The sequence below is a fragment of the Rhizobium sp. CIAT894 genome (assembly GCF_000172795.2).
GTDB lineage: Bacteria > Pseudomonadota > Alphaproteobacteria > Rhizobiales > Rhizobiaceae > Rhizobium.
The window spans coordinates 2,895,609-2,918,302 of record NZ_CP020947.1; the positions used below are offsets into that span (position 1 = coordinate 2,895,609).

Annotated in this window: 24 protein-coding genes; 10 read left to right on the forward strand and 14 right to left on the reverse strand. The window is 60.7% G+C overall.

From position 1 onward, the window contains the following. Positions 1-19: 19 nt before the first annotated feature. The gene (locus RHEC894_RS14400; protein WP_085738990.1) at positions 20-367 is read right to left on the reverse strand and encodes a hypothetical protein; all 348 of its coding nucleotides are present in this window, start codon (positions 365-367) and stop codon (positions 20-22) included. Here RHEC894_RS14400 and RHEC894_RS32455 point away from each other — a divergent pair. The 3 genes from RHEC894_RS32455 (at position 366) to pncA (ending at position 2,221) form a co-directional block, all read left to right on the forward strand. Further along, a complete protein-coding gene (locus tag RHEC894_RS32455) occupies positions 366-683 on the forward strand; it encodes a hypothetical protein (protein ID WP_125460968.1) in 318 nt (105 codons plus the stop codon). The two genes, RHEC894_RS14400 and RHEC894_RS32455, sit on opposite strands and share 2 nt — an antisense overlap. An 83-nt stretch (positions 684-766) precedes the next feature. Further along, positions 767-1,273, forward strand: coding sequence for an EF-hand domain-containing protein (locus RHEC894_RS14405; protein ID WP_085737771.1), 507 nt, complete (start codon positions 767-769; stop codon positions 1,271-1,273). Between the two features lie 321 nt (positions 1,274-1,594). Further along, positions 1,595-2,221, forward strand: coding sequence for a bifunctional nicotinamidase/pyrazinamidase (gene pncA, locus RHEC894_RS14410; RefSeq protein ID WP_085737772.1), 627 nt, complete (start codon positions 1,595-1,597; stop codon positions 2,219-2,221). Positions 2,222-2,294: 73 nt separating this feature from the next. Here pncA and RHEC894_RS33785 read toward each other — a convergent pair whose 3' ends face one another. Next, entirely contained in the window at positions 2,295-2,420 is a 126-nt protein-coding gene (locus tag RHEC894_RS33785) for a hypothetical protein (RefSeq protein ID WP_010068606.1), read from the reverse strand. 68 nt (positions 2,421-2,488) lie between these two features. Between RHEC894_RS33785 and RHEC894_RS14415 the strand changes: the two genes are divergently transcribed. Continuing rightward, positions 2,489-3,607: a GGDEF domain-containing protein gene (locus RHEC894_RS14415; protein ID WP_164517692.1), complete on the forward strand. Its 1,119-nt coding sequence runs from the start codon at positions 2,489-2,491 to the stop codon at positions 3,605-3,607. 147 nt (positions 3,608-3,754) lie between these two features. Here RHEC894_RS14415 and RHEC894_RS14420 read toward each other — a convergent pair whose 3' ends face one another. Next, positions 3,755-5,344 (reverse strand): hypothetical protein, encoded by a 1,590-nt coding sequence (locus RHEC894_RS14420; protein ID WP_085737774.1) that lies wholly within the window; start codon positions 5,342-5,344, stop codon positions 3,755-3,757. A 91-nt stretch (positions 5,345-5,435) separates the two neighbouring features. After that, complete coding sequence (locus tag RHEC894_RS14425; protein ID WP_010066796.1) at positions 5,436-5,681, reverse strand: DUF2164 domain-containing protein; 246 nt, start codon at positions 5,679-5,681, stop codon at positions 5,436-5,438. 132 nt (positions 5,682-5,813) lie between these two features. On the opposite strand from RHEC894_RS14425, the gene RHEC894_RS14430 reads away from it, so the two are divergent. Together RHEC894_RS14430 and RHEC894_RS14435 are read left to right on the forward strand one after the other, a co-directional pair. Then, a complete protein-coding gene (locus RHEC894_RS14430; RefSeq protein WP_085737775.1) occupies positions 5,814-6,545 on the forward strand; it encodes an AzlC family ABC transporter permease in 732 nt (243 codons plus the stop codon). Positions 6,546-6,548: 3 nt separating this feature from the next. Next, on the forward strand, positions 6,549-6,857 hold the full coding sequence (locus RHEC894_RS14435) for an AzlD family protein (RefSeq protein WP_085737776.1): 309 nt from the start codon (positions 6,549-6,551) through the stop codon (positions 6,855-6,857). 12 nt (positions 6,858-6,869) lie between these two features. Here the strand turns inward: RHEC894_RS14435 and RHEC894_RS14440 are convergent, their stop codons facing one another. After that, positions 6,870-8,705 (reverse strand): aminopeptidase P family protein, encoded by a 1,836-nt coding sequence (locus RHEC894_RS14440; protein WP_085737777.1) that lies wholly within the window; start codon positions 8,703-8,705, stop codon positions 6,870-6,872. 279 nt (positions 8,706-8,984) lie between these two features. Here RHEC894_RS14440 and RHEC894_RS33030 point away from each other — a divergent pair, with 279 nt between their 5' ends. Continuing rightward, a complete protein-coding gene (locus RHEC894_RS33030; protein ID WP_010068771.1) occupies positions 8,985-9,158 on the forward strand; it encodes a hypothetical protein in 174 nt (57 codons plus the stop codon). 432 nt (positions 9,159-9,590) lie between these two features. Here the strand turns inward: RHEC894_RS33030 and RHEC894_RS14445 are convergent, their stop codons facing one another. Further along, entirely contained in the window at positions 9,591-10,469 is an 879-nt protein-coding gene (locus RHEC894_RS14445) for a 50S ribosomal protein L11 methyltransferase (protein WP_085737778.1), read from the reverse strand. A gap of 68 nt (positions 10,470-10,537) precedes the next feature. Further along, entirely contained in the window at positions 10,538-11,140 is a 603-nt protein-coding gene (locus RHEC894_RS14450) for an SCO family protein (protein WP_010069060.1), read from the reverse strand. A 107-nt stretch (positions 11,141-11,247) separates the two neighbouring features. On the opposite strand from RHEC894_RS14450, the gene RHEC894_RS32460 reads away from it, so the two are divergent. Continuing rightward, positions 11,248-11,478, forward strand: a complete 231-nt coding sequence (locus RHEC894_RS32460; protein WP_125460969.1) for a hypothetical protein — start codon at positions 11,248-11,250, stop codon at positions 11,476-11,478. 77 nt (positions 11,479-11,555) lie between these two features. Beyond that, positions 11,556-12,026 carry a chemotaxis protein CheW gene (locus RHEC894_RS14455; protein WP_085737779.1) on the forward strand — a complete coding sequence of 157 codons (471 nt, stop codon included), beginning with the start codon at positions 11,556-11,558 and terminating at the stop codon, positions 12,024-12,026. Between the two features lie 292 nt (positions 12,027-12,318). On the opposite strand, the gene RHEC894_RS14460 is transcribed toward RHEC894_RS14455, so the two are convergent. Further along, a complete protein-coding gene (locus RHEC894_RS14460) occupies positions 12,319-12,813 on the reverse strand; it encodes a CreA family protein (protein ID WP_085737780.1) in 495 nt (164 codons plus the stop codon). A gap of 78 nt (positions 12,814-12,891) precedes the next feature. Next, positions 12,892-13,482, reverse strand: coding sequence for a 3'-5' exonuclease (locus tag RHEC894_RS14465; protein ID WP_085737781.1), 591 nt, complete (start codon positions 13,480-13,482; stop codon positions 12,892-12,894). A gap of 272 nt (positions 13,483-13,754) precedes the next feature. Here RHEC894_RS14465 and RHEC894_RS14470 point away from each other — a divergent pair, with 272 nt between their 5' ends. Continuing rightward, positions 13,755-14,291, forward strand: coding sequence for a GNAT family N-acetyltransferase (locus RHEC894_RS14470; RefSeq protein WP_085737782.1), 537 nt, complete (start codon positions 13,755-13,757; stop codon positions 14,289-14,291). A 32-nt stretch (positions 14,292-14,323) separates the two neighbouring features. On the opposite strand, the gene ligA is transcribed toward RHEC894_RS14470, so the two are convergent. The 5 genes from ligA to ftsZ all read right to left on the reverse strand — a co-directional run bounded on the left by ligA (position 14,324) and on the right by ftsZ (position 22,677). After that, complete coding sequence (ligA, locus tag RHEC894_RS14475; protein ID WP_085737783.1) at positions 14,324-16,480, reverse strand: NAD-dependent DNA ligase LigA; 2,157 nt, start codon at positions 16,478-16,480, stop codon at positions 14,324-14,326. 446 nt (positions 16,481-16,926) lie between these two features. Further along, positions 16,927-18,600, reverse strand: coding sequence for a DNA repair protein RecN (gene recN, locus RHEC894_RS14480; RefSeq protein WP_085737784.1), 1,674 nt, complete (start codon positions 18,598-18,600; stop codon positions 16,927-16,929). 5 nt (positions 18,601-18,605) lie between these two features. Continuing rightward, complete coding sequence (locus RHEC894_RS14485; protein WP_174824440.1) at positions 18,606-19,475, reverse strand: outer membrane protein assembly factor BamD; 870 nt, start codon at positions 19,473-19,475, stop codon at positions 18,606-18,608. Between the two features lie 268 nt (positions 19,476-19,743). After that, the gene (gene lpxC / locus RHEC894_RS14490) at positions 19,744-20,700 is read right to left on the reverse strand and encodes a UDP-3-O-acyl-N-acetylglucosamine deacetylase (RefSeq protein ID WP_010066960.1); all 957 of its coding nucleotides are present in this window, start codon (positions 20,698-20,700) and stop codon (positions 19,744-19,746) included. A 261-nt stretch (positions 20,701-20,961) separates the two neighbouring features. Beyond that, positions 20,962-22,677: a cell division protein FtsZ gene (gene ftsZ, locus RHEC894_RS14495; protein WP_085737785.1), complete on the reverse strand. Its 1,716-nt coding sequence runs from the start codon at positions 22,675-22,677 to the stop codon at positions 20,962-20,964. Positions 22,678-22,694: the final 17 nt, after the last annotated feature.

The following is a 22,694-nucleotide window of genomic DNA, read 5'->3' on the forward strand; positions in this document are numbered from 1 at the left end:
CGGCGCGGCGCCGGCCTCTTCAGCCGAGCATCCGCATGCTTCCGAGCCCGAGAATATCGTTGATCAGGGCAATCCCCATCCCAACGGCAACGATCGACAATCCGATCAGGAAGAGCCGCCGAGCCTTGTCGTATTTGAGCGCAAGCAGCGAGTCGCGCGCCAAGAGGTCGGCAAAAACCTTTACCTGAATGGCGATGCCGACGGTCAGGAACACCATCGGCAGCAGATCGACACGGCTCCAGTCATTGGGATTGGACACCCACAGACTGATGAAGTTGAGGGAGAAACCGAGGATGATCCCGGTCGCCGTCAGCGATCCGTTGCGGAACGTCGCATCAATCTTTTCGTCTGGCCCAGGCTCGGACATGGCTTCGGTTCCGGCTCGCTTTTGCGCAAGAAAGGCAGAAATCACGGCGACGAGCAAGATCGATCCGGCATTGCCCGCTGAGAAGGCGGACGAAATGCCGCAGCCGCACAAGGCAGGCCGCATCCTCCATCGCTCGTTCCACCCGCCGCGCCGGCACGATCTCAGCCGAGAAAAGGCATGGATTTGCACGGCTGCGAACACGAATGCGGCCAAAAAATCCAATATTTTCAATGAAAAAATTTTGGTAACCGAAAGATTAACGTGCGTCGCCCGGCCTCGTCAATCGCACTTCTCCCCTGTCAAAACGTCGCTTTGACGCTTTCCGCAAATCAGCTTAGCCCGAAGGCTGTCCGTCCATGAAAGGCGGGCTTCACGACGAACTTTTTGAAGGAGGTTCAAGTGACCAGTGTTTCATCTCTCGGCAGCACATTAACCCAATACCAGTCTCCGCTTTCAAGTCTCGACAAAAATGGCGACGGCGTGATTTCGCCCGACGAACTTGCCGCCGCTTCCCAATCCTCGACAACGAGCAAGACCTCGACCTCGGCCGGCGACAGCGACGACAAGAGCAGCGATATCGTCAAGAAGATCACCGCCGACATCCTGTCGCTGATGTTGTCCATGCAGAAGACCGACGGCAGCGACGATCAAAGCGACAGCAGCGATCAGAGCGACGACTCTTCCAAGGGCGTCTTCGCCTCGATGGATACGAATGGCGACGGCAAATTGACCGAGTCCGAATTCCTCGCCGCCGATCCGAGCAGCATCAAAACGTCAAGCGACAGCGATCCGCTCCTCACCAAGGTGTTGAGCGACATGCAGACAGCCCTTCAGGCCTACAACAATACCTACGGCTCATCAGCCGCGGCGACCGATACGGCAACCGACGACGTGAGCGCGGCCTAACCGGCCGAGATGGGGCTCCGCCGGGGGAGCCTCGATCCATCGATACCGCGAAAAGCGTCTTGCCAGGCAGCCGAGTTTGGCGGCAGTCGCCGGCTTGCCGCTGCCTGCGATCCCGCATCATCAAAGGAACATCGCCCTCCATTTCAACACGAGAGCCCGCCCAGAAGCAACTCATTGGTTGTATTAGGATATTCTTTTTCAGTCGTTTGCTACCGCTAGTACCAGAATTAGCACTTGCATGTGCGCGCTCGGAAATTCACTAGTTGATGCGTTCAATGTGCTTGGCGTCTTACACTGACATAAGCGAAGGGATTGGCCTTGATGAAAGCGCTGCTGCTCGTCGACATTCAGAACGGCTTCTGCCCGGGCGGCAATCTGCCGGTGCCGGATGGCGACAAAGTGGTTCCCATCGCAAACAGCCTGATCGATAGCGGCAAATACGACCTGATCGTCGCCTCGCAGGACTGGCATCCGCCGGGCCATGGCAGCTTCGCTTCCGCCCATCCGGGCGCTGCTCCCTTCGAGATGGGCGAACTCGCCGGCAAACCGCAAATGATGTGGCCGGACCACTGTATCCAGGGCACGCTCGATGCAGAACTGCATCCCGCGCTCAAATCGGCTGAGATCGACCTGATCCAGCAGAAGGGCGAGAATCCCCGGATCGACAGCTATTCGGCCTTCCGCGATAATGACCGGGATGCCTCCACCGGCCTTTCCGACTTCCTCGAGGATCAGGGCATCACCGACCTCGATGTCTGCGGTCTCGCGACCGATTACTGCGTTAAGTTCTCCGCGCTCGACGCGCTGGAAATGATGCCCCATGTGCGCGTCCGCTTCATCGAGGATGCCAGCCGCGGCATCTCGCCCGAAGGTGTGGCCGCTGCGATCGAGGAGATGCGCGCCCATGGCGTCACCATTATCGACAGCGCCAAGGTTTTGACCGGCTGACTCCAATACTTTCTCCCCACGAACATACGGTTTAAGCCTCAAACCGCCGCGTCGATCGCCGTCGGCATCACAATCACGAAATCCGCCGGCCGGTGATCGCTGACGGGATGTCGCGGTCGCCGAGATCGGCCTGAAGGTCTCCGTATTGCGGCGAAAGGCCAGGGCCAGCGCCGCGCCCATCAAGCAGGAATTTATTCATCCGCATCGCCTATAAATATGAACACATGGGTGCAAGGGTGCGGGGCAATGGACGGGACGCGCAGACGCTTGTCGGAGATATCAAACGTTAAATCTCATTGGCACGGCCTGCTGATCTCCGTGCTCCGGCCTTCGCCCGATTTCGCCGCCCGGCATTATGATGAGCACAGGTTCAATTGCCTCGTCATGACGCTGGTGACAGCCTTGGCCGGCACTTCGCTCTGGACGTGGGACTTTACCCACGATCCCGCCGGCGCGGCCCATACGGTTTGGTTACGCCTCGCCACGCTGCCTGTCGCATTGCCCTACATGGCGGCGCTTTGGTTGCGGCTTGATCGGCGTCTTGCCCTTGTCGCCGCATTGTTCATGTTCCTCGGCTGGGAGGCATGTTTTTTCGTCATCATGGGACGCATCGAAGGCGGTTTTGTCTATGGCCTTGCCGGCTTCATGTATTTCGTCTTCATGCCGCTTTTGGCAACCCGATGCTTCACATTCGCCGGCAATGCAGCACTGGTCGTTGCCATTGTCGCCTTTCCGGAAGTGGTTGCCATGACGGGCGCCGTCCCGCTGTTTGCTGCGGACAAATACGCAGCTTTGCTGGTGCCGGCGGGAAACATGAGCATCATCGCTGCCTTTATCATGGCATGGCTTTATGGCGCCAATGATGCTTTCCGGCAAAAGCTCGAGCTTGAGGCTGCGACCGACGCGCTGACGGGACTTTCCAACCGGCGGCGGTTCCGCCAGAAGCTTGAAGAAGTCGCTCGGCGGCAGGGCGTGGTCGGCCTTTTGACGCTCGATCTCGATCATTTCAAACAGGTCAACGACACGATTGGTCACTTCGGCGGTGACGAATTGCTCATTCAGGTCGCTCGCCGCCTGCAGGCCTGCGTCCGCGCCGAAGACGAAGTCGCCCGCCTGGGTGGCGACGAGTTCGCTGTCATCCTCGGCGGTGAAATAAATGAGCGCGAAGCGCGTCTCGTCGCCGAGAGGATGCTGGAGGCACTCGAGCGGCCGTTCTCGATCAGCGGCCAGAACTTAACGATTTCAGCCAGCATCGGGGTGTCGATCCGCCCGACCCATGACGGAACTGTGACGCAGATCTACGAAATTGCCGATGCCGCCATGTATGCGGTCAAGGCTAAGGGGCGGCGGGGGTACGGGTTTGAAGCGGTGAAGACGGCGGTCTGAGAGAAAATCTCGCCGTTGACTTCTCGCGATCACAATGCCGTCGCTTGGCGCCTAAACGTAAGAATGCATGTTTGGCATTCAAATACCAGAATCATTGAGGCCGATAGGCGCCGACGAGCGAAAAGCTGGGGGTGAGAAGGTAGCACCTTATTTCAATAGATAGGCGTCGTACGTCTCATCGCTGCCGACGACCGGTCCGAAACGTTTGACGAGGTCGGTTGCGCTCAGGAAAGCTGCAATCTCATCCGGCGTCAGCGACAACCGCCACGCGTAGCTCTCATGCAAGGAGACAGGCGCGTTAATCTGATCAAGCCGCTGCGAAAGAAGAACGATAACAGGTACATGCTCGCTCTGTTGCAGCCGGCGTGCCGTTTGGAGAATATCGGCAAGGCTGAGCGAAAGCCGCGCATTGCGGGTATATCGCACGATGGCGCCGAACCGCTCCTCCCGCATCAGATAAGTGCGATTGGAAATATAATAAGGCAAGGCTTCCACGAGATAGTCGGGATCTGCCATGATGATCGCATCCTTGAGATCAGGGCGCGATTGAATGAACGCACCGAAATCCTTGCTTCGGCTCAAGGGGATTTCGGCGACGAAGGCCCGATTGAATTTCTCGAGACCGGACACAGCCTGTAGCGCCAACAATATCAGGAAGCATAGACGCCCGAACTTTACGATGCCGCCAGCATTCGTCACGCCGGTAACGCCCGCCTTTTCGCGCCGGACGTGTGCAGCGGCTGAGATCGCGATCATGAAAACCAGCCAGAGCGCCTGATGTCTGTATCCGCCGGGATAGACAAGCGTAAAAAGCAGCGAAAGCCCTAAAAGAACGAGTGCCACTGCGATCATTGCCGGCGGCCGGTTCGCCAGCGCCAACAGACTGCCGTAGACAAGCACGGACATCAACGTCGCGAAAATTCCGGAAGCCAACGGATACGCCACGATCAGTTCAAGGATCCTGTCGGGATAGAACCCCATAAAATGCGAGCTGGGCGCGGCAAGAGCACCAAGGGCAAGCAAAACGAAACTCTTGCCGGCGAGATCGTTCTGCCCCGTATCGTTGAAGGTCGGATAGACTGTCACGAAACATAGAACAATTCCAACCGCGGCGATGGCAGCGGCCGTTGCCAAGGCCCGATATTCCGTCACGGAAGGCTTTGGTCGCACCAGAATCAGATCGAAAAACCAATAGGCAAGGAAACCACCGACGAGGACCACCGAATGGACGTTGGTGTTTGCCAGCAGTGCAAACAGCAGACCGAGCAATATCCCGTTGCGTGTCCGTTTCTCCCAACTCAGCACGATGAGGAAAACGACAAGCATGCTGATGCCATAATTTCGCGACATCGCGGCATAGTCGAAAATCGAAAAACTACTGCACAGCGACAGCAGCATGATGGAAGGCGGCAGTTTCAGCCTGAAAACAAGGAGATAAGTCGCCGCCGCCGCAATCATCAGCGCGAGGATCTTCAGGACGACAGGTGAGCCGACCACGATATAGCCGGCGCGCAGCAGAATATACCAGAGAGCAGGATGACCCTCGCCATGCATCTGGCGAAGCATGTCGATGAAATTGTTCCCCTGAAGGGCGAGTGACAATGCGCGAACCTCGTCACGCCAGACCGTTTCGGACCAGCAAAGCGCGGACGCCACCGCAAGCCAGACCATAAAGATCAGCACCTTGCCGAGCTTGGCGGATCGAGATTCACCGATAATAGACACAATCAAGGCCAAGCAGCACGCACCCCAGTGACGAAAGCATGACGACCGTATCGGCGCGGAAATAATTTGGCGTTAAGTGTAGGCCTGAGCTGATTTTAGGGCGCTAGAATTTTCTCTCCCTCTCAAGAAGATGAATATCCTCGGCGACGTCTTCCATCCTTGCCAACAAGGCGGCTTGAGCGTCTCTTAAGCCCTGATTGTAGAAGTGCGGCCCAATCTCCTCGGCGAAGAAATCGAGCAGGAATTCGGCCGGCAATGCGCCGATGGGATCGAGTTCCCGGTCGAAATAAGCGCGGATGCGCGAAACGAGCCCAGCCTTTTCTTCCTTGGAAAATTCGATCTTCTTCATACGTGCCTCTCCGACGAATGCGATTAGCACTTTGATGGTTCAGCGAAATCGATTGGTCAATCAACGAAATTCAATTGCCGCCGCAGGCCTTAGATCATAAGGAAAACCTGAATTTCCAACAGGATCACCCACATGAATCGCGCCGACTTTGTTGAAGGTTTGCGGGGCGGCTCCGCCGTTGCGCTGGCGTCGGCGCCGTTTGGCGCGCTGTTCGGGGCGCTCGCGGTCGAAAACGGCCTGTCGCTTTCCGAGATCGCGTTTATGAGCGCCACCGTCTATGCCGGCGCCAGCCAGATGGTCGGCATCGAGCTCTTCGGCCACAATGTCCATGCCTGGCTGATCGTGCTGTCGATCCTCGCCGTCAATTTCCGCCACGTGCTCTATTCGGCGGCCCTCGCGCGCTATATCGGCCATTTCACGCCGCTGCAGAAATTCCTCACTTTCTTCCTGCTCGTCGATCCGCAATTTGCCGAAGCGGTGAAACGCAGCGAGTCCGGCCGGCCACTCACCTTCGCCTGGTATTTCGGTTTCGGCATCATCATCTACATTCCCTGGGTGCTGATCAGCGTCGCCGGCGGCCTGCTCGGCAAATTCATCGGCGACCCCAAGGCGATTGGTCTCGATATCCTGCTGCCGGCCTATTTCCTCGGCATCGTCCTCGGCTTCCGCAAGCGTGACAATTTCCTGCCCGTGGCCCTCGTCAGCGCCGTGGCTTCCGTGCTCGCCTATCGCTATGTCGGTTCGCCCTGGCATGTGAGCCTCGGTGCGGCCGCCGGCATCGTGCTCGCCGCGCTGCTGCCATTGCCGTCGCCGGAGCCTGATCTCGAAGCCGACGCTCTGCAATCCGAAGTGCACGAGGTCTGAGCCATGGAATTCGATCTTCACATGGCGCTCGTCATCCTCGCCGCCGCAGTCGCCACCTTCGCCACCCGCATCGGCGGCTATATCCTCATCACCCGGATGAAAAGCATTCCGCCGCGCATGGAAGCGGCGCTGAACGCCGTGCCGGCCGCCGTGCTGACGACGCTGGTCGCACCTGCCTTCTTCATCGGTGGATGGGAATCGAAGCTGGCGCTGATCGTCGCTCTCTTCGTCGGCCTGCGCTTCAGCCATACATGGATGCTGGTTGCCGCCTGGATCGTCGTGATGATCTGGCGCCATGCCGGCGGCTTCTGAGCCAGTATTCTCCTAATACTCCAGCGGCAGCGTGGCGTTTTCGAGCCATGCCCTGGCATCGCGATCGTGGATCAGCGGCATCAGCGCCTCGCATGTGCGGCGGTGATAGTCGTTGAACCAGTGCAGCTCGTCATGGGTCAGAAGCTCCGGAATGACGAGGCTGCGGTCGATCGGGCAGAAGGTCAGCGTCTCGAAGCCGAGCATCGGCGCATCGCCGCCATCGATCTCCTCGGCGCCGCGCACATAGACGAGGTTCTCGATGCGGATGCCGAAGCTGCCGGGCCGATAATAACCCGGCTCGTTAGAAAGGATCATGCCGGGCAGCAGTTCCTGCGTCGAAAGCCTGGAAATGCGCTGTGGCCCCTCATGCACCGAGAGATAGGAACCGACGCCATGGCCCGTGCCGTGAGCGAAATCGGCGCCGGCCCGCCACAGAGCGATGCGCGCCAGCGGATCGAGGTCGCAGCCGCGCGTGCCCTTCGGGAAACGCGCCGTGCTGATCTGGATCATCCCCTTCAGCACCAGCGTGAAGAAGCGCCGATGCTCTTCCGAGACCGTGCCGATGCCGACGGTGCGGGTGATATCGGTAGTGCCGTTGATATATTGCGCGCCGGAATCGATCAGGAAGAGTTCGCCGGCCTCGATCATCCGGTTGGTCTCGGTCGTCACCCGGTAATGCATGATCGCCGCATGTTCGCCGGCGCCCGAAATCGTGTCGAAGGAAATATCCTTCAGCGGGTTCTGCATGCTCTCGCCGACGCGGGCCCGCGTCGCTTCGAGATGTTCGGCGGCGGCGATTTCGCTCACCGTGCCGGGCTTCGTCTGTGACAGCCAATAGAGGAATTCCACCATCGCCGCCCCGTCCTGCAGGTGCGCGGCCGCCGAGCCGTTGATCTCGACGTCGTTTTTCACCGCGCGCGGCAGCTTGGCGGGGTCGGCGCCTTCCACCACCTCGCCGCCGGCCTTGCGGATGATCTCAGCCAGCGCATAGGAGGCGATATCGGGATCGATCAATATCCGGCCGCCGTCCCTGGAAACGGCAGAAAGCCTCTCCTCCAGCGCCGAGGGCGGCAACTGCGTAGAGATTTGCCCGAGATAGGCTTCGGGCTCGATGCCGGTCTTGCGCTTGTCGAGGAAAAGCTCGGCTCGCCCCTCGGCATGGATGATGGCGCGCGCCAACGGATGCGGCGTGTGCGGCACATCGGCGCCACGGATATTGAAGGTCCAGGCGACCGAGGAGGGATCGGCGATCAGCACTGCAGAAAGGTTCTTCTTCGAAAGATCGGCTGCGATCGTCGCGATCTTGTCGCTCGCCAGCACGCCTGCCTGGGCGACGTTCTGGATGCCGACGGCGCCGAGCGGCTCGGCTGGCCGGTCGCTCCAAAGCCTGTCGAGCGGGTTGTGCGGCAGGAAGACCAGCGTCCCGCCGATCTGCGAAAGCGCCCTATCCAGACGGCGCACCTCGGCACCGGCATGCAGCCAGGGATCGATGCCGAGCCGCAGGCCCTTGGCTCCGTTGGCGCCTAGCCAGAGATGCGGCGGCTCATTGACGAGATCGCCGCCCGTAAACACCGAACCGTCGACCTGTTCGGCAAGCTGCGTCACATAGCGCCCGTCGACGAAGACGATTGCCTGCGTGCGCAGGATCAGCGCAATCCCGGCCGAACCGGTGAAGCCCGTCAGCCATGCCAGGCGTTCCGAACATGCCGGAACATATTCGCCATTGAACTCGTCGGCGCGCGGCACGAGGAAGGCGTCGATGCCGAGCGAATCGAAAGCAGCGCGCAGCGCCGATACCCGATCCCTGCCGAAATGCGGCGTGGAAGTGACCTCGAAAGACTGGAACATGCTGGAAAACCCGAATGGTTGAGACGAATCCGGTTAATGGGATGCCGGCCATGTTATCGAAATTTCAACCGATGGGGAGAAAAAGCGACGAAACGAGTCGAAACCCCTGGGGCCTCTCAACATTTTGACAGAACTGTGACGCCAAAAGTTAATTTGGCACGCTTTATGCATTGGCCGCATGGCTCCCATGAGCGAAACCCTCTGCCTCCGCATTTCAGAATAGCTATATAGGCGCCATCGAACGGTTTGCGATGAACCGGCAACAAAGGAATTATTGAAATGACCGCCTCTCTCTCGCGCTTCGCATATGGCAGCCCGGTTCAGGCTGGCGAACGCCAGACCGTACGTCACGTGATCGGCGCCCGCCGCCCGCAGAATGAGGACAGCCTCAAGCTGCTCGGCGCCGGCCAGCGCGCCGCGCGCCACAAGGGCGCCCCCAGCTACGCGTTCTAAGTCAGAAAGCCTGTCCGTCTCCTCCCTCCCGGACCGGCCTATTGGAATGCAGTAGAGCCCGCTCGAGCCTCCTCCCCTTGAGTTCGCGGGCATTGACCGGATAGACCGGTCCAAGGCGGTGCCATCGGCGCCGCCTTTTTTGTTGTGTTGAGGCGAGTTTGATTATTTTCGGGGCGGTGCAAAGAATGGTTTCGCCTCGGTGAAATGCACAACCTCTCCTCCCTCATCCCTGTGCTCGTCACAGGGATCCAGCGCGCCCAAGTCCTTGGGCGTGGGAAACTCTTCAAAGTCTGCTGGAGTCATTCACGGCGCGGACGCGCCGTGGCTGGATTCCTGTGACATCCCTCGGGTCGAAGCCCGAGGACAGGAATGAGGGTGGGAGGACGCGGAGCGCCTACAGCAGGCGTGCTGCAGACCCAGCCTCAAAAAAACTCACGGCCGATCGAAATGGATCGTCACCCAGCCGTTGCGCCAAATCGTCCTGACATGCCGAAGCCGCGCGCCGCTATAGGCGGCAATCACCTTCCAGCGCTGCGCGGCGAGAATGCCCGAAAGGATCACCGATCCGCCGGGTGCCAGATGCATCGCAAGCTTCGGCGCCATCTTAATCAGCGGCCGGGCCAGAATATTGGCGATGATGAGATCGAAAGGACCGTGTTCGGAAAAGGCCGTCGAATGGAAACCCGGCGCGGTCCGGGTGACGATACCCGAGGCGATGCCATTGCGGCGCACGTTTTCAGCGGCGACCTTGGTTGCGATCGGATCGATGTCGGTGGCAAGCACCGGAATGTTCTTAAGCTTACGCACCGCAATCGCCAGCACACCGCTGCCGGTGCCGAGATCGAGCGCATTGCGGACCGGGCGTGAACGCACGACGGCGTCGATCACCTCGAGGCAGCCTGCCGTCGTTCCGTGATGGCCGGTGCCGAAGGCCTGGCCGGCATCGATCTCGATGGCGATATCGCCGGGGCGGACCTTGTCGCGGTCATGCGAGCCGTGCACCAGAAAGCGCCCTGCCCTGACGGGCTTCAGCCCCTCCAGCGATTTCACCACCCAGTCGACATCGGGAATGACTTCCCGCTGCAACTGGGCATCAGGAAAGGCGCTCTTGAGAGCTGCCTCGACGCGGGAGCGCACATCGGCCTCGTCCTCGGTCATCATATAGATCGAGGCTTCCCAAATATCTTTCTTCTCATCAATTTCGGTGGTGCCGATGGCAAAGTCTTCTTCGCCGAAGACTTCGCTCAGAAGGTCGAGAATCTCTTCGGCCTTGCTTTCGGTCGTCGTCACGTAAAGGCGGATTTCACTCACGATAGGCGGTCTTTCCCGTTGCCGTTGCCCGCCACCGATCGAGCCAACGCCCTGTCATGCGCAAGCCGTCATCCCTTGTTGACGAGATTCTCCAGCTTCTTTACCGCCGTGTCCGGGTTTTCGCCATAGGCGATCGTTCCGGAAAACCGGCCGGCCGAATCGAGCAGAAACACCGAGGCGGTGTGATCCATCGTATAGTCGCCGTTCGGATCCTTCTCGTCGACCGGCACTTTCTTGGCGTAGACGCGGAACCCCTTGATCACCTCGGCGATTTTATCAGGCGGACCCGAAATGCCGATGATGCGCTTGGAAACATTGGAAACATATTCGTTCATGATCTCGGGCGTGTCACGCTCCGGATCGACGGTCACGAAATAGGCCTGCAGCTTGTCACCCTTGGGATCGACCTTCTCCATCCAGCCGTTCAACTCGAAAAGCGTCGTCGGGCAGACTTCCGGGCAATGGGTGAAGCCGAAAAACAGAGCCGTCGGCTTGCCGCGCAGCGCCTCTTCGGTGATCGGCTGTCCGCTCTGGGAAACCAGGGTAAAGGGTACGCCGAAGGGCGGTTCCGCCACGACATCCCCGGACTTCGTGGGGAAGAACTCAATCGCGCCGAGAATGCCGGCAAGTATCAGGACACCGACCCAGACGGCGATGCGGAATGTCTTCATTGGCATGATCCTCGATCCAGGCGGCTATCTGCCGTCCGCCCCTTGGCTCGCGTGATTATAGTTCCGATCGCAGGCGCGCAATTCAAGAATATGTTTCCCAAGCTGTGATGAATTATCTCGCCGCTGGAAATTGCCACGGCGACGAAATCGTCAAAGGAATCGGCATGGACCAAAAGTGCCATGCCCTTCAACGGCTTGCCTTCAAAGCGCGTCGTATCGAACTTGCCTCGTACGACGGTTTTGGCGTTTTGTTTTCCTGCCTGTCGTTATCCCCCAGCGGCCCACGTCCGGGCGACGGACGCACGAAAGAAGGGCAATCCCAAAATACATATCGTTAGGAAAGACTTAAGCCGTCACATCTATATTTAAAAGCCATCACTTCTGCCGCCGGGGACAACTGGGAAGAATTCTGATCATGAACAACAACAATGCCATCAAGCAGTCGGGTGCTTATCTCGAAATCGTTTCGTTCCATCTGGGCGATCAGGAATTCTGCATCGACATCATGGCCATCCGCGAAATCCGCGGCTGGGCGCCCGTGACGCCGATGCCGCACACCCCGCCCTATGTGCTGGGCCTGATCAACCTGCGCGGCGCAGTCATCCCGGTCATCGACATGGCCTGCCGCCTCGGCATGAAAATGACCGAGCCCTCCGAGCGCTCGGCGATCATCGTCACCGACATCGCCGGCAAACTGGTCGGCCTGCTGGTCGAACAGGTTTCCGACATGATGACCATCAAGAGCGAAGACCTGCAGCCGCCGCCGGAAATCATCCCGGAAGCCCAGCGCGCCTTCTGCCGCGGCATCGTCGCGCTGGAAAAGACCATGGTCTGCTTCCTGAACCTCGACACCGTCATCGCCGACGAACTGAATCAGGCGGCTTGATATTTTTCCATTCTGGCGTTGGAAGGCCCGGTTTGTCCGGGCCTTTTCGTTTGAAGAAGACATCTCCAATCTCTCCGAGTCGCATGGCACACCCTCTCCTCCCTCATCTCTGTGCTCGTCACATAGATCCAGCCACCGCGCGTCTGCGCGGTGAATGGCTCGCTTGTCAAAAAGAGTCTCCCGCGCCCAAGGACTTGGGCACGCTGGATGCCTGTGACAAGCACAGGCATGAGGGAACTCGGAGAGATGCACTACTCAAGATGAAACTCGCGTTGCGCACCAACCTGCAGCCTTATTGCGGCTTCCCATTTTTCCACGTCACACTCTGCCCATAGAGCGGTATCGTCGAGATCGACATCTTCGCCGAGCCGTCCGTCAGTTCCCTGGAATGGGCGAGGTATATCAGCGTGTCGTTGGTCTTGTCGTAGATGCGGTTGACGACCAGCGTCTTCCAGATCAGCGACATGCCCTGGCGGAACACTTCGCTGCCATCCTTGGACAGGTCGATATTGCCGATCTCGATCGGCCCCGTCTGCCGGCAGGCGATGGAATTGTTGGAGGGATCTTCGAACCAATTGCCGTTCTTGAACCGATCGATCAGGCTGCGGTCGAAATAGGTGACGTGGCAGGTGACGCCCTTGACCTCGGGATCGGAGAGCGCCTCAACAATGATGTCATTGCCGATCCAGTCGACCCCGACCTTGCCGACGACTTCGGCCGAGGCGGTGCCTGCGGAAAGGGCGGCGAAAGAAAAGGCAGCGAGGAAAAGATTGCGCAGCTTGGACATGGCGGCTCCCTGGATGATCCGCCTTCTAGATAAGCATGCACCCATGCTTTGCAAGAAATGGCGCCCCGGCGGAAGCGATCAGCCTTTCCGGCAGGTGCAGGGCTCGTAGGCCCTCGCCGTCAACCGTCCGGGCTTCATGCCGATCAGCGCCGGTATGGCGTGAACGGCGTTGGCCTTGACCGCCTTGGCCATCTCGATCGCTGCGGCCGCGCAGACAGCGGCATCTTCGGCGGCGTTATGGTGCACGAAGCGCAGGCCGAGGTGCTCGGCAATCAGGTTCAGCCGGTGCGAGAGGAAATGCGGCCAGATCCGCTGCGCCATCTTCAGACTGCAGAGATAGGTCAACTCCGGATAGGATTGCCGATAGTGATCGAGGCTCGCCCGCCAGACGCTGAAATCGAAGGCGGCATTATGCGCGATCATCGTCGCGCCGCTGATATCCTCGTGGAACTCGTCCATCACCTCGGGAAATTCCGGCGCATCCTCGACATGCTCCGGCCGGATGCCATGGATCGCAATGTTCATTCCGGAAAAGCGCATCTCCCGCGGCCGGATCAGCCGTTCCTCGACCCGCGTGACCCTGCCCTCCTCGATCCAGGCAAGCCCGACGGAACAGGCGCTGCCGCGCTGTTCATTGGCTGTCTCGAAATCGATGGCGATGGTCTTCAAGGGCAAAATCCGAATCGTCTGCCCTACCGGAATAATCATAGCCGCAGGCGAAGGCAAATTGCGGCCTGTTGACATCTGCACGCGAATGGGGAAACTTCCGCGCATGATCAACTCGGTGACCCTTACCATGCATCATATCGCCACGACCCTTCCGGGGTACGCGGGAGCGATGGTGCGTCACTAGCCGTCCGATCATCCCGAAAACCCTGCCGAGGCGAGCAGGGTTTTCGAAAAATCCGGCTCTCCCCCTGAAAACCCAAGGAGAGCATCCCATGTCTGAAAACGAACAGAATGCCCCCCGCAGCCGAGCGGGCCTGCCGGCCGACGTCGTCGTGCGCGCTGTACGCCTTTCCGATGCCGAGGAGATCACCGATCTCATAAATTTGCCGGGCTATCGGGCGGGCACCCTGCGGCCGCCGTACCAGAGGGTCGAAGAGGTTCGCAAGAGCATGGAGAATCCGTCGCCAGGCGCGCTCAACCTCGTCGTCACCCTCAATGGCAAGATCGTCGGCAATTGCGGCCTCAACCGCTTCTCCGGCCGCCGGCAGCACGTTGCCAGCATCGGCATGGGCGTGCATGACGATTTCACCGGTCGCGGTTTCGGCCGGATCCTGCTCGGCGCCATGGTCGACGCCGCCGACGACTGGCTTGACGTCAAACGGCTGGAACTGACCGTCTACACCGACAATGACGCCGCCATCGGCCTCTATGAGAAGTTCGGCTTTGAGCGGGAAGGCCTTCTGAAGGCCTTCGGTTTTCGATCGGGAGAGTATGTCGACGCCTATACGATGGCACGGCTGAGACCTTGAACGAACCAGGCTGACGGCCCGCCGTCAGCCCCTCACCCGCTGATCAGCGCCAGCCACTCGTCCTCGTCCATGGTCTGCACGCCGAGTTCGCGTGCCTTATCGAGCTTGGAGCCGGCGCCGGGGCCGGCGACGACAATATCAGTCTTCTTGGAGACCGATCCCGCCACCTTGGCGCCGAGGCTCTCGGCCCTCGCCTTTGCCTCGTCGCGGGTGAATTTTTCCAGCGAGCCGGTAAAGACCACGGTCTTGCCGGCGACCGGGCTGCCTGTCGTCACCGGCTGTTCGGCCTCCGCCGGCGTCACCTCGCCGATCAGGCGATTGATCACCTCGATGTTGCGCGGCTCCTTGTAAAACTCGACCATGGCGCGCGCCACGACCTCGCCGATGCCCTCGATGGCGTTGAGATCGTTCCAGGCCTCGCCGGAAAGCGGTGCCGCCTCCTTCATCGCAGTCGCAAAGGCCTCGTAGGTGTTATAGGAGCGCGCCAAGAGCTTCGCCGTGGTTTCGCCGACGTGGCGGATGCCGAGCGCGTAGATGAAGCGGTGGAGCGCAATGCTGCGCCGTTCGTTGATCGCCGCATAGAGCTTGCCGACGCTGACCTTGCCGAAGCCGTCGATATTCTCGAGTTTGGTCAGCGATTGCTGCTGCCGCTTTTCCAGCGTGAAGATATCGGGCGCCGTACGGATTTGCAGCGACGGATCCTCGTTTTCGAAGAAGAAGTCGATCTGCTTCGAGCCCAGCCCCTCGATATCAAAAGCGTTGCGCGAGACGAAGTGCTTCAGATGCTCGGTCGCCTGCGCCCGGCAGATGAAGCCGCCGGTGCAGCGGCGCACCGAATCCATCTTGCCGGTCTTCTCGTTGACCTCGCGCACGGCATGCGAGCCGCAGACCGGGCAGGTCCTCGGAAACTCGTAGGAGCCGGCCTCGGCGGTGCGTTTTTCCATCACCACGTCAAGGATCTGCGGAATGACGTCGCCGGCGCGCTGGACGATAACGGTATCACCCTCGCGGATATCGTGGTCTTCAGGCCGAATGCGCTCGCCGTTATTGCCGATACCCTTGATGTAATCCTCATTGTGCAGCGTCGCATTGGTGACGACGACGCCGCCGACGGTGATCGGCTTCAGCCGCGCGACCGGCGTCAGGGCGCCGGTACGGCCGACCTGGATCTCGATCTTCTCGACCTCGGTAAAGGCCTGTTCGGCCGGAAATTTGTGCGCCGTCGCCCAGCGCGGCGAACGCGAGCGGAAGCCAAGGCGCTGCTGCAGTTCCAGACTGTCGACCTTGTAGACGACGCCATCGATATCGTAATCGAGATCCGGGCGTTTCAGACCGATCTCGTCATAATGCGCCAGGACGTCGGCGACCGAATTCAGCCGCTTCATCAGCGGGTTCACCGGAAAACCCCAATCCTTGAAGGTCTGCACCATGCCGAACTGCGTATCGGCGGGCATGTCAGACATCTCGCCCCAGGCATAGGCGAAAAACTTCAGCTTGCGGCTCGCCGTGACCTTGGCATCGAGCTGGCGCAGCGATCCGGCGGCCGTATTGCGCGGGTTGACATAGGTCTGCTTGCCCTCCGCCTCCATCTGCCGGTTCAGCGCCAGGAAGTCGCTCTTGGCCATATAGACCTCGCCGCGGATCTCCACCACCGCCGGAACACCCTTCGGCAGCTCATTCGGAATTTCCGCAATGGTGCGGATATTGGCGGTGACATTCTCCCCCGTCGTGCCGTCGCCGCGCGTCGCGGCCGTCACAAGCCTGCCATTCTCGTAGCGGATCGACATCGACAGACCGTCGATCTTCGGCTCGGCGGTAAAGGCGATCGACTGGTCCGGCAGGCGGCCGAGGAAGCGATAGATGCTGGCGACAAAATCCTGCACGTCTTCCTGCGAAAAAGTGTTGTCGAGCGACAGCATCGGCCGCGCATGGACGACAGGCGAGAAGGTCACGGAGGGCGCAGCCCCCACACGCCGCGACGGGCTGTCCTCACGGATCAGTTCCGGAAACCGCACTTCCAGCGCGTCGTTGCGGCGCTTCAGCGCATCGTAATCGGCATCCGAAATCTCCGGCTGGTCCTTGCCGTGATAGAGCGCATCGTGATGCGCGATCTCCTTTGCCAGCCGCTCAAGCTCGGCGGCGGCCTCTTCGATCGTCAACGTGTCGACGGCGGAACCTTCGGTGGACATGGAACATCACTCCAGAGAATCTGGCCCAAGAAATCTGGATTGTTTTTAGAGCAAAATTGCCGGATGAAAAGAGAGGGTGGATATGCTGCATTGGGAAGATTGCCTGCCCAGGCAATGAGGGAGTTTGGAGACGGCGGCCTCGCCAAACTTCACTCAAAGGAGCAGACAGCATGCCGGATGATTCATGATCGAGCGGCGCACCCACCTCTCCTCCCTCATTCCTGTGCCCGTCACAGGAATCCAGCCACCCGCGCGTCCGCGCGGTGAATGAGTCTACGTGACTCCGAAGAGATATCTCCTGCGCCCAAGGACTTAGGCGCGCTGGATCCCTGTGACGAGCACAGGGATGAGGGAGATTGAGGAAGGCGTTCGCGCTCAATTTTGGTCCTTGGAACGCGAAACGAAACGCATGTTATCGCCGCCAGCCTTACAGACGGTTTTGGCGATCAGCCGTTGCCCGCCAGCAGCCGCTTCGCTGCCGCCCTCGCCTCTTCGGTCACCGAAGCGCCGGCCAGCATGCGGGCGATCTCCTCGGTGCGATCCTTGTGCGCCATCGCCGCCACGCGCGTGGCGATCTTTTCCGATCCCTCGGCCGCTGGTCCCTTGGAAATCAACAGATGTGTCGCCGCCCGTGCCGCCACCTGCGGCGCGTGCGTGACCGAGAGCACCTGCACCCGCTCGGACAGCCGCTTCAGCCGCTGGCCGATCGCATCGGCCACGGCGCCGCCGACGCCGGTGTCGATTTCGTCGAAGACGAGCGTCGGGGCCGAGCCGCGGTCAGCGAGCGCCACTTTCAGCGCCAGCAGGAAACGCGACAGTTCGCCGCCCGAGGCGACCTTCATGATCGAGCCCGGCCGCGTGCCCGGATTGGTCTGGACATGGAACTCGACGACGTCGATGCCTTCGGCGAGCGCCTCCTGCGCATCCGTGGTGATCTCGACCATGAAACGGGCGCGTTCGAGCTTCAGCGCCGGCAGCTCGGTCATGACAGCGGCGGCCAATGCGGTGCCGGCGTGATGGCGCTTGTCGGAGAGCGAACGCGCCGCCGCATCGTAATTTTCCCGCGCCAGGCCGAGTTCGGCTTCGAGGCGCGCGAGCTTCTCCTCGCCCGCATCGAGATCGGCAAGATCGGCAAACATCCGGGCGGCGAGCGCTGGCAGTTCGGTGACCGGCACGGAATATTTGCGCGAGGCGGCCCGGAGCGCGAAAAGCCGCTCCTCCACCCGCTCCAGCTCCCTGGGATCATATTCGGTCTTGCGCAGCGCCGCCTCTACTTCCATCTGCGCGTTGGAGAGCTGGTCGAGCGCAGCATCAAGCAGCGTCACAGTGTCTTCGAGCAGGCCCGGCGCCTCGTGGCTCTTGCGCTCCAGCCGGCGCACCAGCGAAGCGATATGAGGCACGGGCGAGGCATTGCCGTTCAGGAATTCGGACGCCTCGGCAATATCGCCGGCGATTCGCTCGGCCTTCATCATTTTCTGCCTGGTATCGGCGAGTTCGTCCTCCTCGCCATCCTGCGGCGAGAGCTTCTCGAGTTCCTCGACCGAAGAGCGCAGATAGTCGGCTTCGCGCGCTGCACCCTCCACCTTCTCGCGATGCTTCTTCAGCGTCCGCTCGCTGTCGCGCCACAGGCGATACAGCCGGGAAACCTCCGAAACCTCATCGGCAAGGCCGGCGAAAGCATCGAGTAGAGTGCGGTGGGCATTGGTGTCGACCAGGGCGCGATCGTCGTGCTGACCGTGGATTTCGACCAGCAACTGACCGGCCTGGCGCATTAGCTGCACGCTGACCGGCTGGTCGTTGACATAGGCCTTGGTGCGCCCATCCGCCGATTGCTGGCGGCGGAAGATCAGGTCGCCTTCATCGTCGATGCCGTTTTCACGCAGCAACGCGCGGGCGCTGTGATCCATGCCGACGTCGAACACCGCCGTTACCTGCCCCTTGTCCTCGCCATGGCGCACGAGGCCACCATCGCCGCGCCCACCGAGCGCCAGCGAAAGACTGTCGAGCAGGATGGATTTGCCTGCCCCGGTCTCGCCCGTCAGCACGGAAAGACCGGTCTCGAAGGCAAGATCCAGCCGCTCGATCAGGACGATATCGCGGATCGAAAGCTGGATCAGCATTGGACTTATGAACCGAGCAGGAGTTTCTTGCCTGCCGCAGCGATCCAAGAGCCCTTGTTTTCCCGTGGCTCGGCGCCACCGGTCTGTAGCAGCTTGTAGGAATCGGCGTACCACTGGCTGTCGGGATAATTGTGGCCGAGAACGGCGGCCGCCGTCTGCGCCTCGTCGACGATACCCATCGCGTAATAAGCTTCGACGAGACGCGCCAAGGCCTCTTCGATCTGGTTCGTGTTCGGATATTTCTCGACGACGATGCGGAAGCGCGAGATCGCAGCGAGATATTCCTTCCGCTCCATGTAGTAGCGGCCGATCTGCATTTCCTTGCCGGCGAGCTGGTCGCGCGCAAAGCGGATCTTAGCCTGCGCGTCGTCGACATATTCGGAGTTCGGATAATTGTCGATGACGGCCTGCATCGCCTCGATCGTCTTTGCCGAGGCGCGCTGGTCCTGCGTCACGTCGACGATCTGCTTGGAATAAGTGAGACCGATGAGATACTGCACATAGGCGGCATCCTGGGATTTCGGATATTGCGACATGTAGCGGTTGCCGGAAGCAAGCGCATCGTCCAGGCGGCCCTGGCGGTATTTGACGAAGGTGCTCATCACGAGTGCCTTGCGCGCCCATTCGGAGAACGGATTCTCGCGGTCGATCGCGTCGAACTTGCGCGCCGCTTCCGCCATGTTGCCGGCCTTCATGTTGGCAAGGCCCTGGGTATAGAGCACATCCGGCGGATCGGTTTCGAGGCCGAGTTTGGTGATGTCGATATCGGGATCCGACTGGCAACCCGAGATCGCGGCGCCTGCGCTGAGCACCAGAAGCGATGCGAACAAAGCGCGCGCTGTCTTCATCATACCTTCAGATCCTGCATAACCCATTCGAAAGAACCCCACTGCCGCCGCTCGCTCCACGGCAGCCACGCCTCGCTGGCGTTTCTAGCCACAAATGTGCATCGAGAGCAACGCAATGATAAGGCATTAACGCATTTTTGTGGCAGCAGCCGCCAGAATGACCGGCTTTTCCTCTTCTCTCCAAGCTGTGGCAGCTAAGCAACTGCGATAAAACACCTACCGCCGCAGATTAAGGTCCACATAAAAAAACCGCCTCCGGGAAAGAGGCGGCCTGGTCTTGAGAATATGCTGGAGGTCATGCCGACCAGGGAGCGAATTCGGAAGCGCTGACCGCAATCAGTTCGCGGGCAGCGACACGCTGGCGCCGAGTCGACGTCTCCACCACCTCGTAGGCGGAAGGATCGGCGAGCAGCGCCTTCAGTGCATTGGCATTCATCTTGTGACCGCCGCGATAGGAACGGTAGCAGCCGATGAACTGGGCGCCGGCAAGCGACAGATCGCCGACGGCATCGAGCGTCTTGTGGCGGACGAATTCGTCCTTGGCGTAACGTAGCCCTTCGACGTTGATGACGGTATTGTCGTCCGAAATGACGACGGAATTTTCGAGCGAGGAGCCGAGCGCGTGGCCCGAAGCCCAGAGCCGCTCGACATCGCGCATGAAGCCGAAGGTGCGGGCGCGGGAAAGCTCGGCCTTGAAGACGGCGGCGGTCATGTCGCCGGCCCACTTCTGCCGACCGATCAGCGGGCAATCGAAATCGATCTCGACTTCGAAGCGCGTACCGTCATAAGGACGGAACTCGCTCCAGGAGCCGCCGTGTTCGATGCGCACAGGCTTGGTGATACGGATATAACGGCGCTTGACGCCGAGCGAGACGAGGCCAACCTGCTCGATCGCCTCGACGAAGGGCAGCGAACTGCCGTCCATGATCGGCATTTCCGAGCCCTGCACTTCGATCACCACATTGTCGAGGCCGAGCGCATAGATGGCGGCCATGACATGCTCGATCGTCGCGATCGAATGAGCCGGCGAGAAGCCGAGCACGGTGCAGAGGTCGGTATTGCCGACCTGCGATGAGACGGCCTTAAGTTCGGTGATGTCGCCATTGTCATGCAGGCGCTGGAAAACGACGCCGGTGCCCGATTCGGCCGGGTTCAGGGTGATCGAGACTTCAGCGCCGGAATGCACTCCGATGCCCGAAAGCGTCACGGGACGCGATACCGTCGTTTGAAAACCCAGCAAGCCAATAGCCATAAAATCTGCCTTTATTTTTCCGCTCCAGCGGTTGGTGCCACGGCGCGGTTATCATTCATTCTGCAGAAGGAGCTTTATCCAGAGGACTCCGACGGCAGTTTTCTCGCACCATACTTACGTGCGCCGGCGCTCCAATCCAAATCACTGTTTCTTTCGCTTTGTTACGAAGTCAGGCGATTGAAATCGCTCGCGAATCACAGGCTGAAAAACAGCAATGCCCGGGACCTCGATCCCGGGCATGAATGGTGCTGAAGAAGCCCCTCAGTTCGACTGGCGACGCAGGAATGCCGGGATTTCCAGCTGGTCGTCTTCCTGCATCATCCGGGCCTGCGGAACCGCGCGGCCCTGGTCGTCGAGGTTGCCGCGACGCGGTGCGTAAAGGCTTGCCTCCGGCGACAGCGGACGGCGCTGCTGCGAAGCGGCCGGCGGTGCTGCCGTCATGTCGGCGGCAACGGCGTCGTCTTCGCGGCGGCCGAGCGAATTGGTGATTCGCTTCAGCAGGCCCATCGGACCGCGCTCTTCCGCCGCATGAGCGGAGGCCGGCTGCGTGCGGTGGTCGAGTTCCGCCTGAACGACAGGCGGGAAATCCTCAACCTTCGGCATGCGCATCGGCTCAGGCGCCTGGCGGATGATCGGCTCCTGCCGAACCGGCTGCTGCTGGATGGGCTGGCTCACGACCGGCTGGCTCATCACGGGTGCCGGAGCTTGCTGCTGCACCTGGGGACGCATGATCGGAGCTTCCGGTGCAGGCGCGAAGATCTTGCTCTGCGGACGGAAGGTTTCCTGCTGTACCACCGGCTGCTGGAGCGGTGCGGCGGCACGCGGGGCCGGGATTTCGAGCTCGCGTTCCATCTCGGCTGCGCGGATGGTCTGCGCGATCGGATCCACGGCCTTCGGCGCCTGCATCACGGGGGCAGGCTGGACTGCGGCCGCTGCCGGAGCAACAGCCGCGGAAGGACGGATAGCAGGCTTTGCGGCCGGCTGGAAATTGCGCTCGACGGCTTCGTTCACCGCCCGGTCGATGCCGGTCGCGACGACCGAGACGCGGATGATGCCTTCAAGCGATTCGTCGAAGGTGGCGCCGAGAATGATGTTGGCATCGGGATCGACTTCCTCGCGGATGCGGGTCGCGGCTTCGTCGACTTCGAAGAGGGTGAGGTCGCGACCGCCGGTGATGGAGATCAGCAGGCCCTGGGCACCCTTCATTGAGGTCTCGTCGAGCAGCGGGTTGGCGATTGCCGCCTCGGCGGCCTGCAGCGCGCGGCCGGAGCCGGAGGCTTCGCCGGTGCCCATCATCGCACGGCCCATTTCGCGCATGACCGAGCGGACGTCGGCGAAGTCGAGGTTGATGAGACCTTCCTTCACCATCAGGTCGGTGATGCAGGCAACGCCCGAGTAGAGAACCTGGTCGGCCATCGCGAAGGCGTCGGCGAAGGTCGTCTTGTCGTTGGCAATGCGGAAGAGGTTCTGGTTCGGAATGACGATCAGCGTATCGACAGACTTCTGCAGTTCCTGGATGCCCATCTCGGCCAGACGCATGCGGCGGCCGCCTTCGAAATGGAACGGCTTGGTGACGACGCCGACCGTCAGGATGCCCTTGTTGCGGGCGGCCTGTGCGACAACGGGCGCTGCGCCCGTTCCGGTGCCGCCGCCCATGCCGGCGGTGACGAAGCACATATGCGTGCCGTTCAGGTGATCGATGATCTCGTCGATGCACTCTTCGGCGGCTGCACGGCCGACTTCCGGCTGCGAACCGGCGCCGAGGCCTTCGGTGACGTTGGCGCCGAGCTGGATGACCCGTTCGGCCTTCGTCATCGTCAGTGCCTGGGCGTCCGTGTTGGCGACGACGAAGTCGACGCCCTGGAGGCCGGCGGTGATCATGTTGTTGACGGCGTTGCCGCCGCCGCCGCCGACGCCGAATACGGTGATGCGCGGCTTCAGCTCTGTGATGTCAGGCTTTTGCAGCTTGATGGTCATGGTACCTGTTCCTTCTC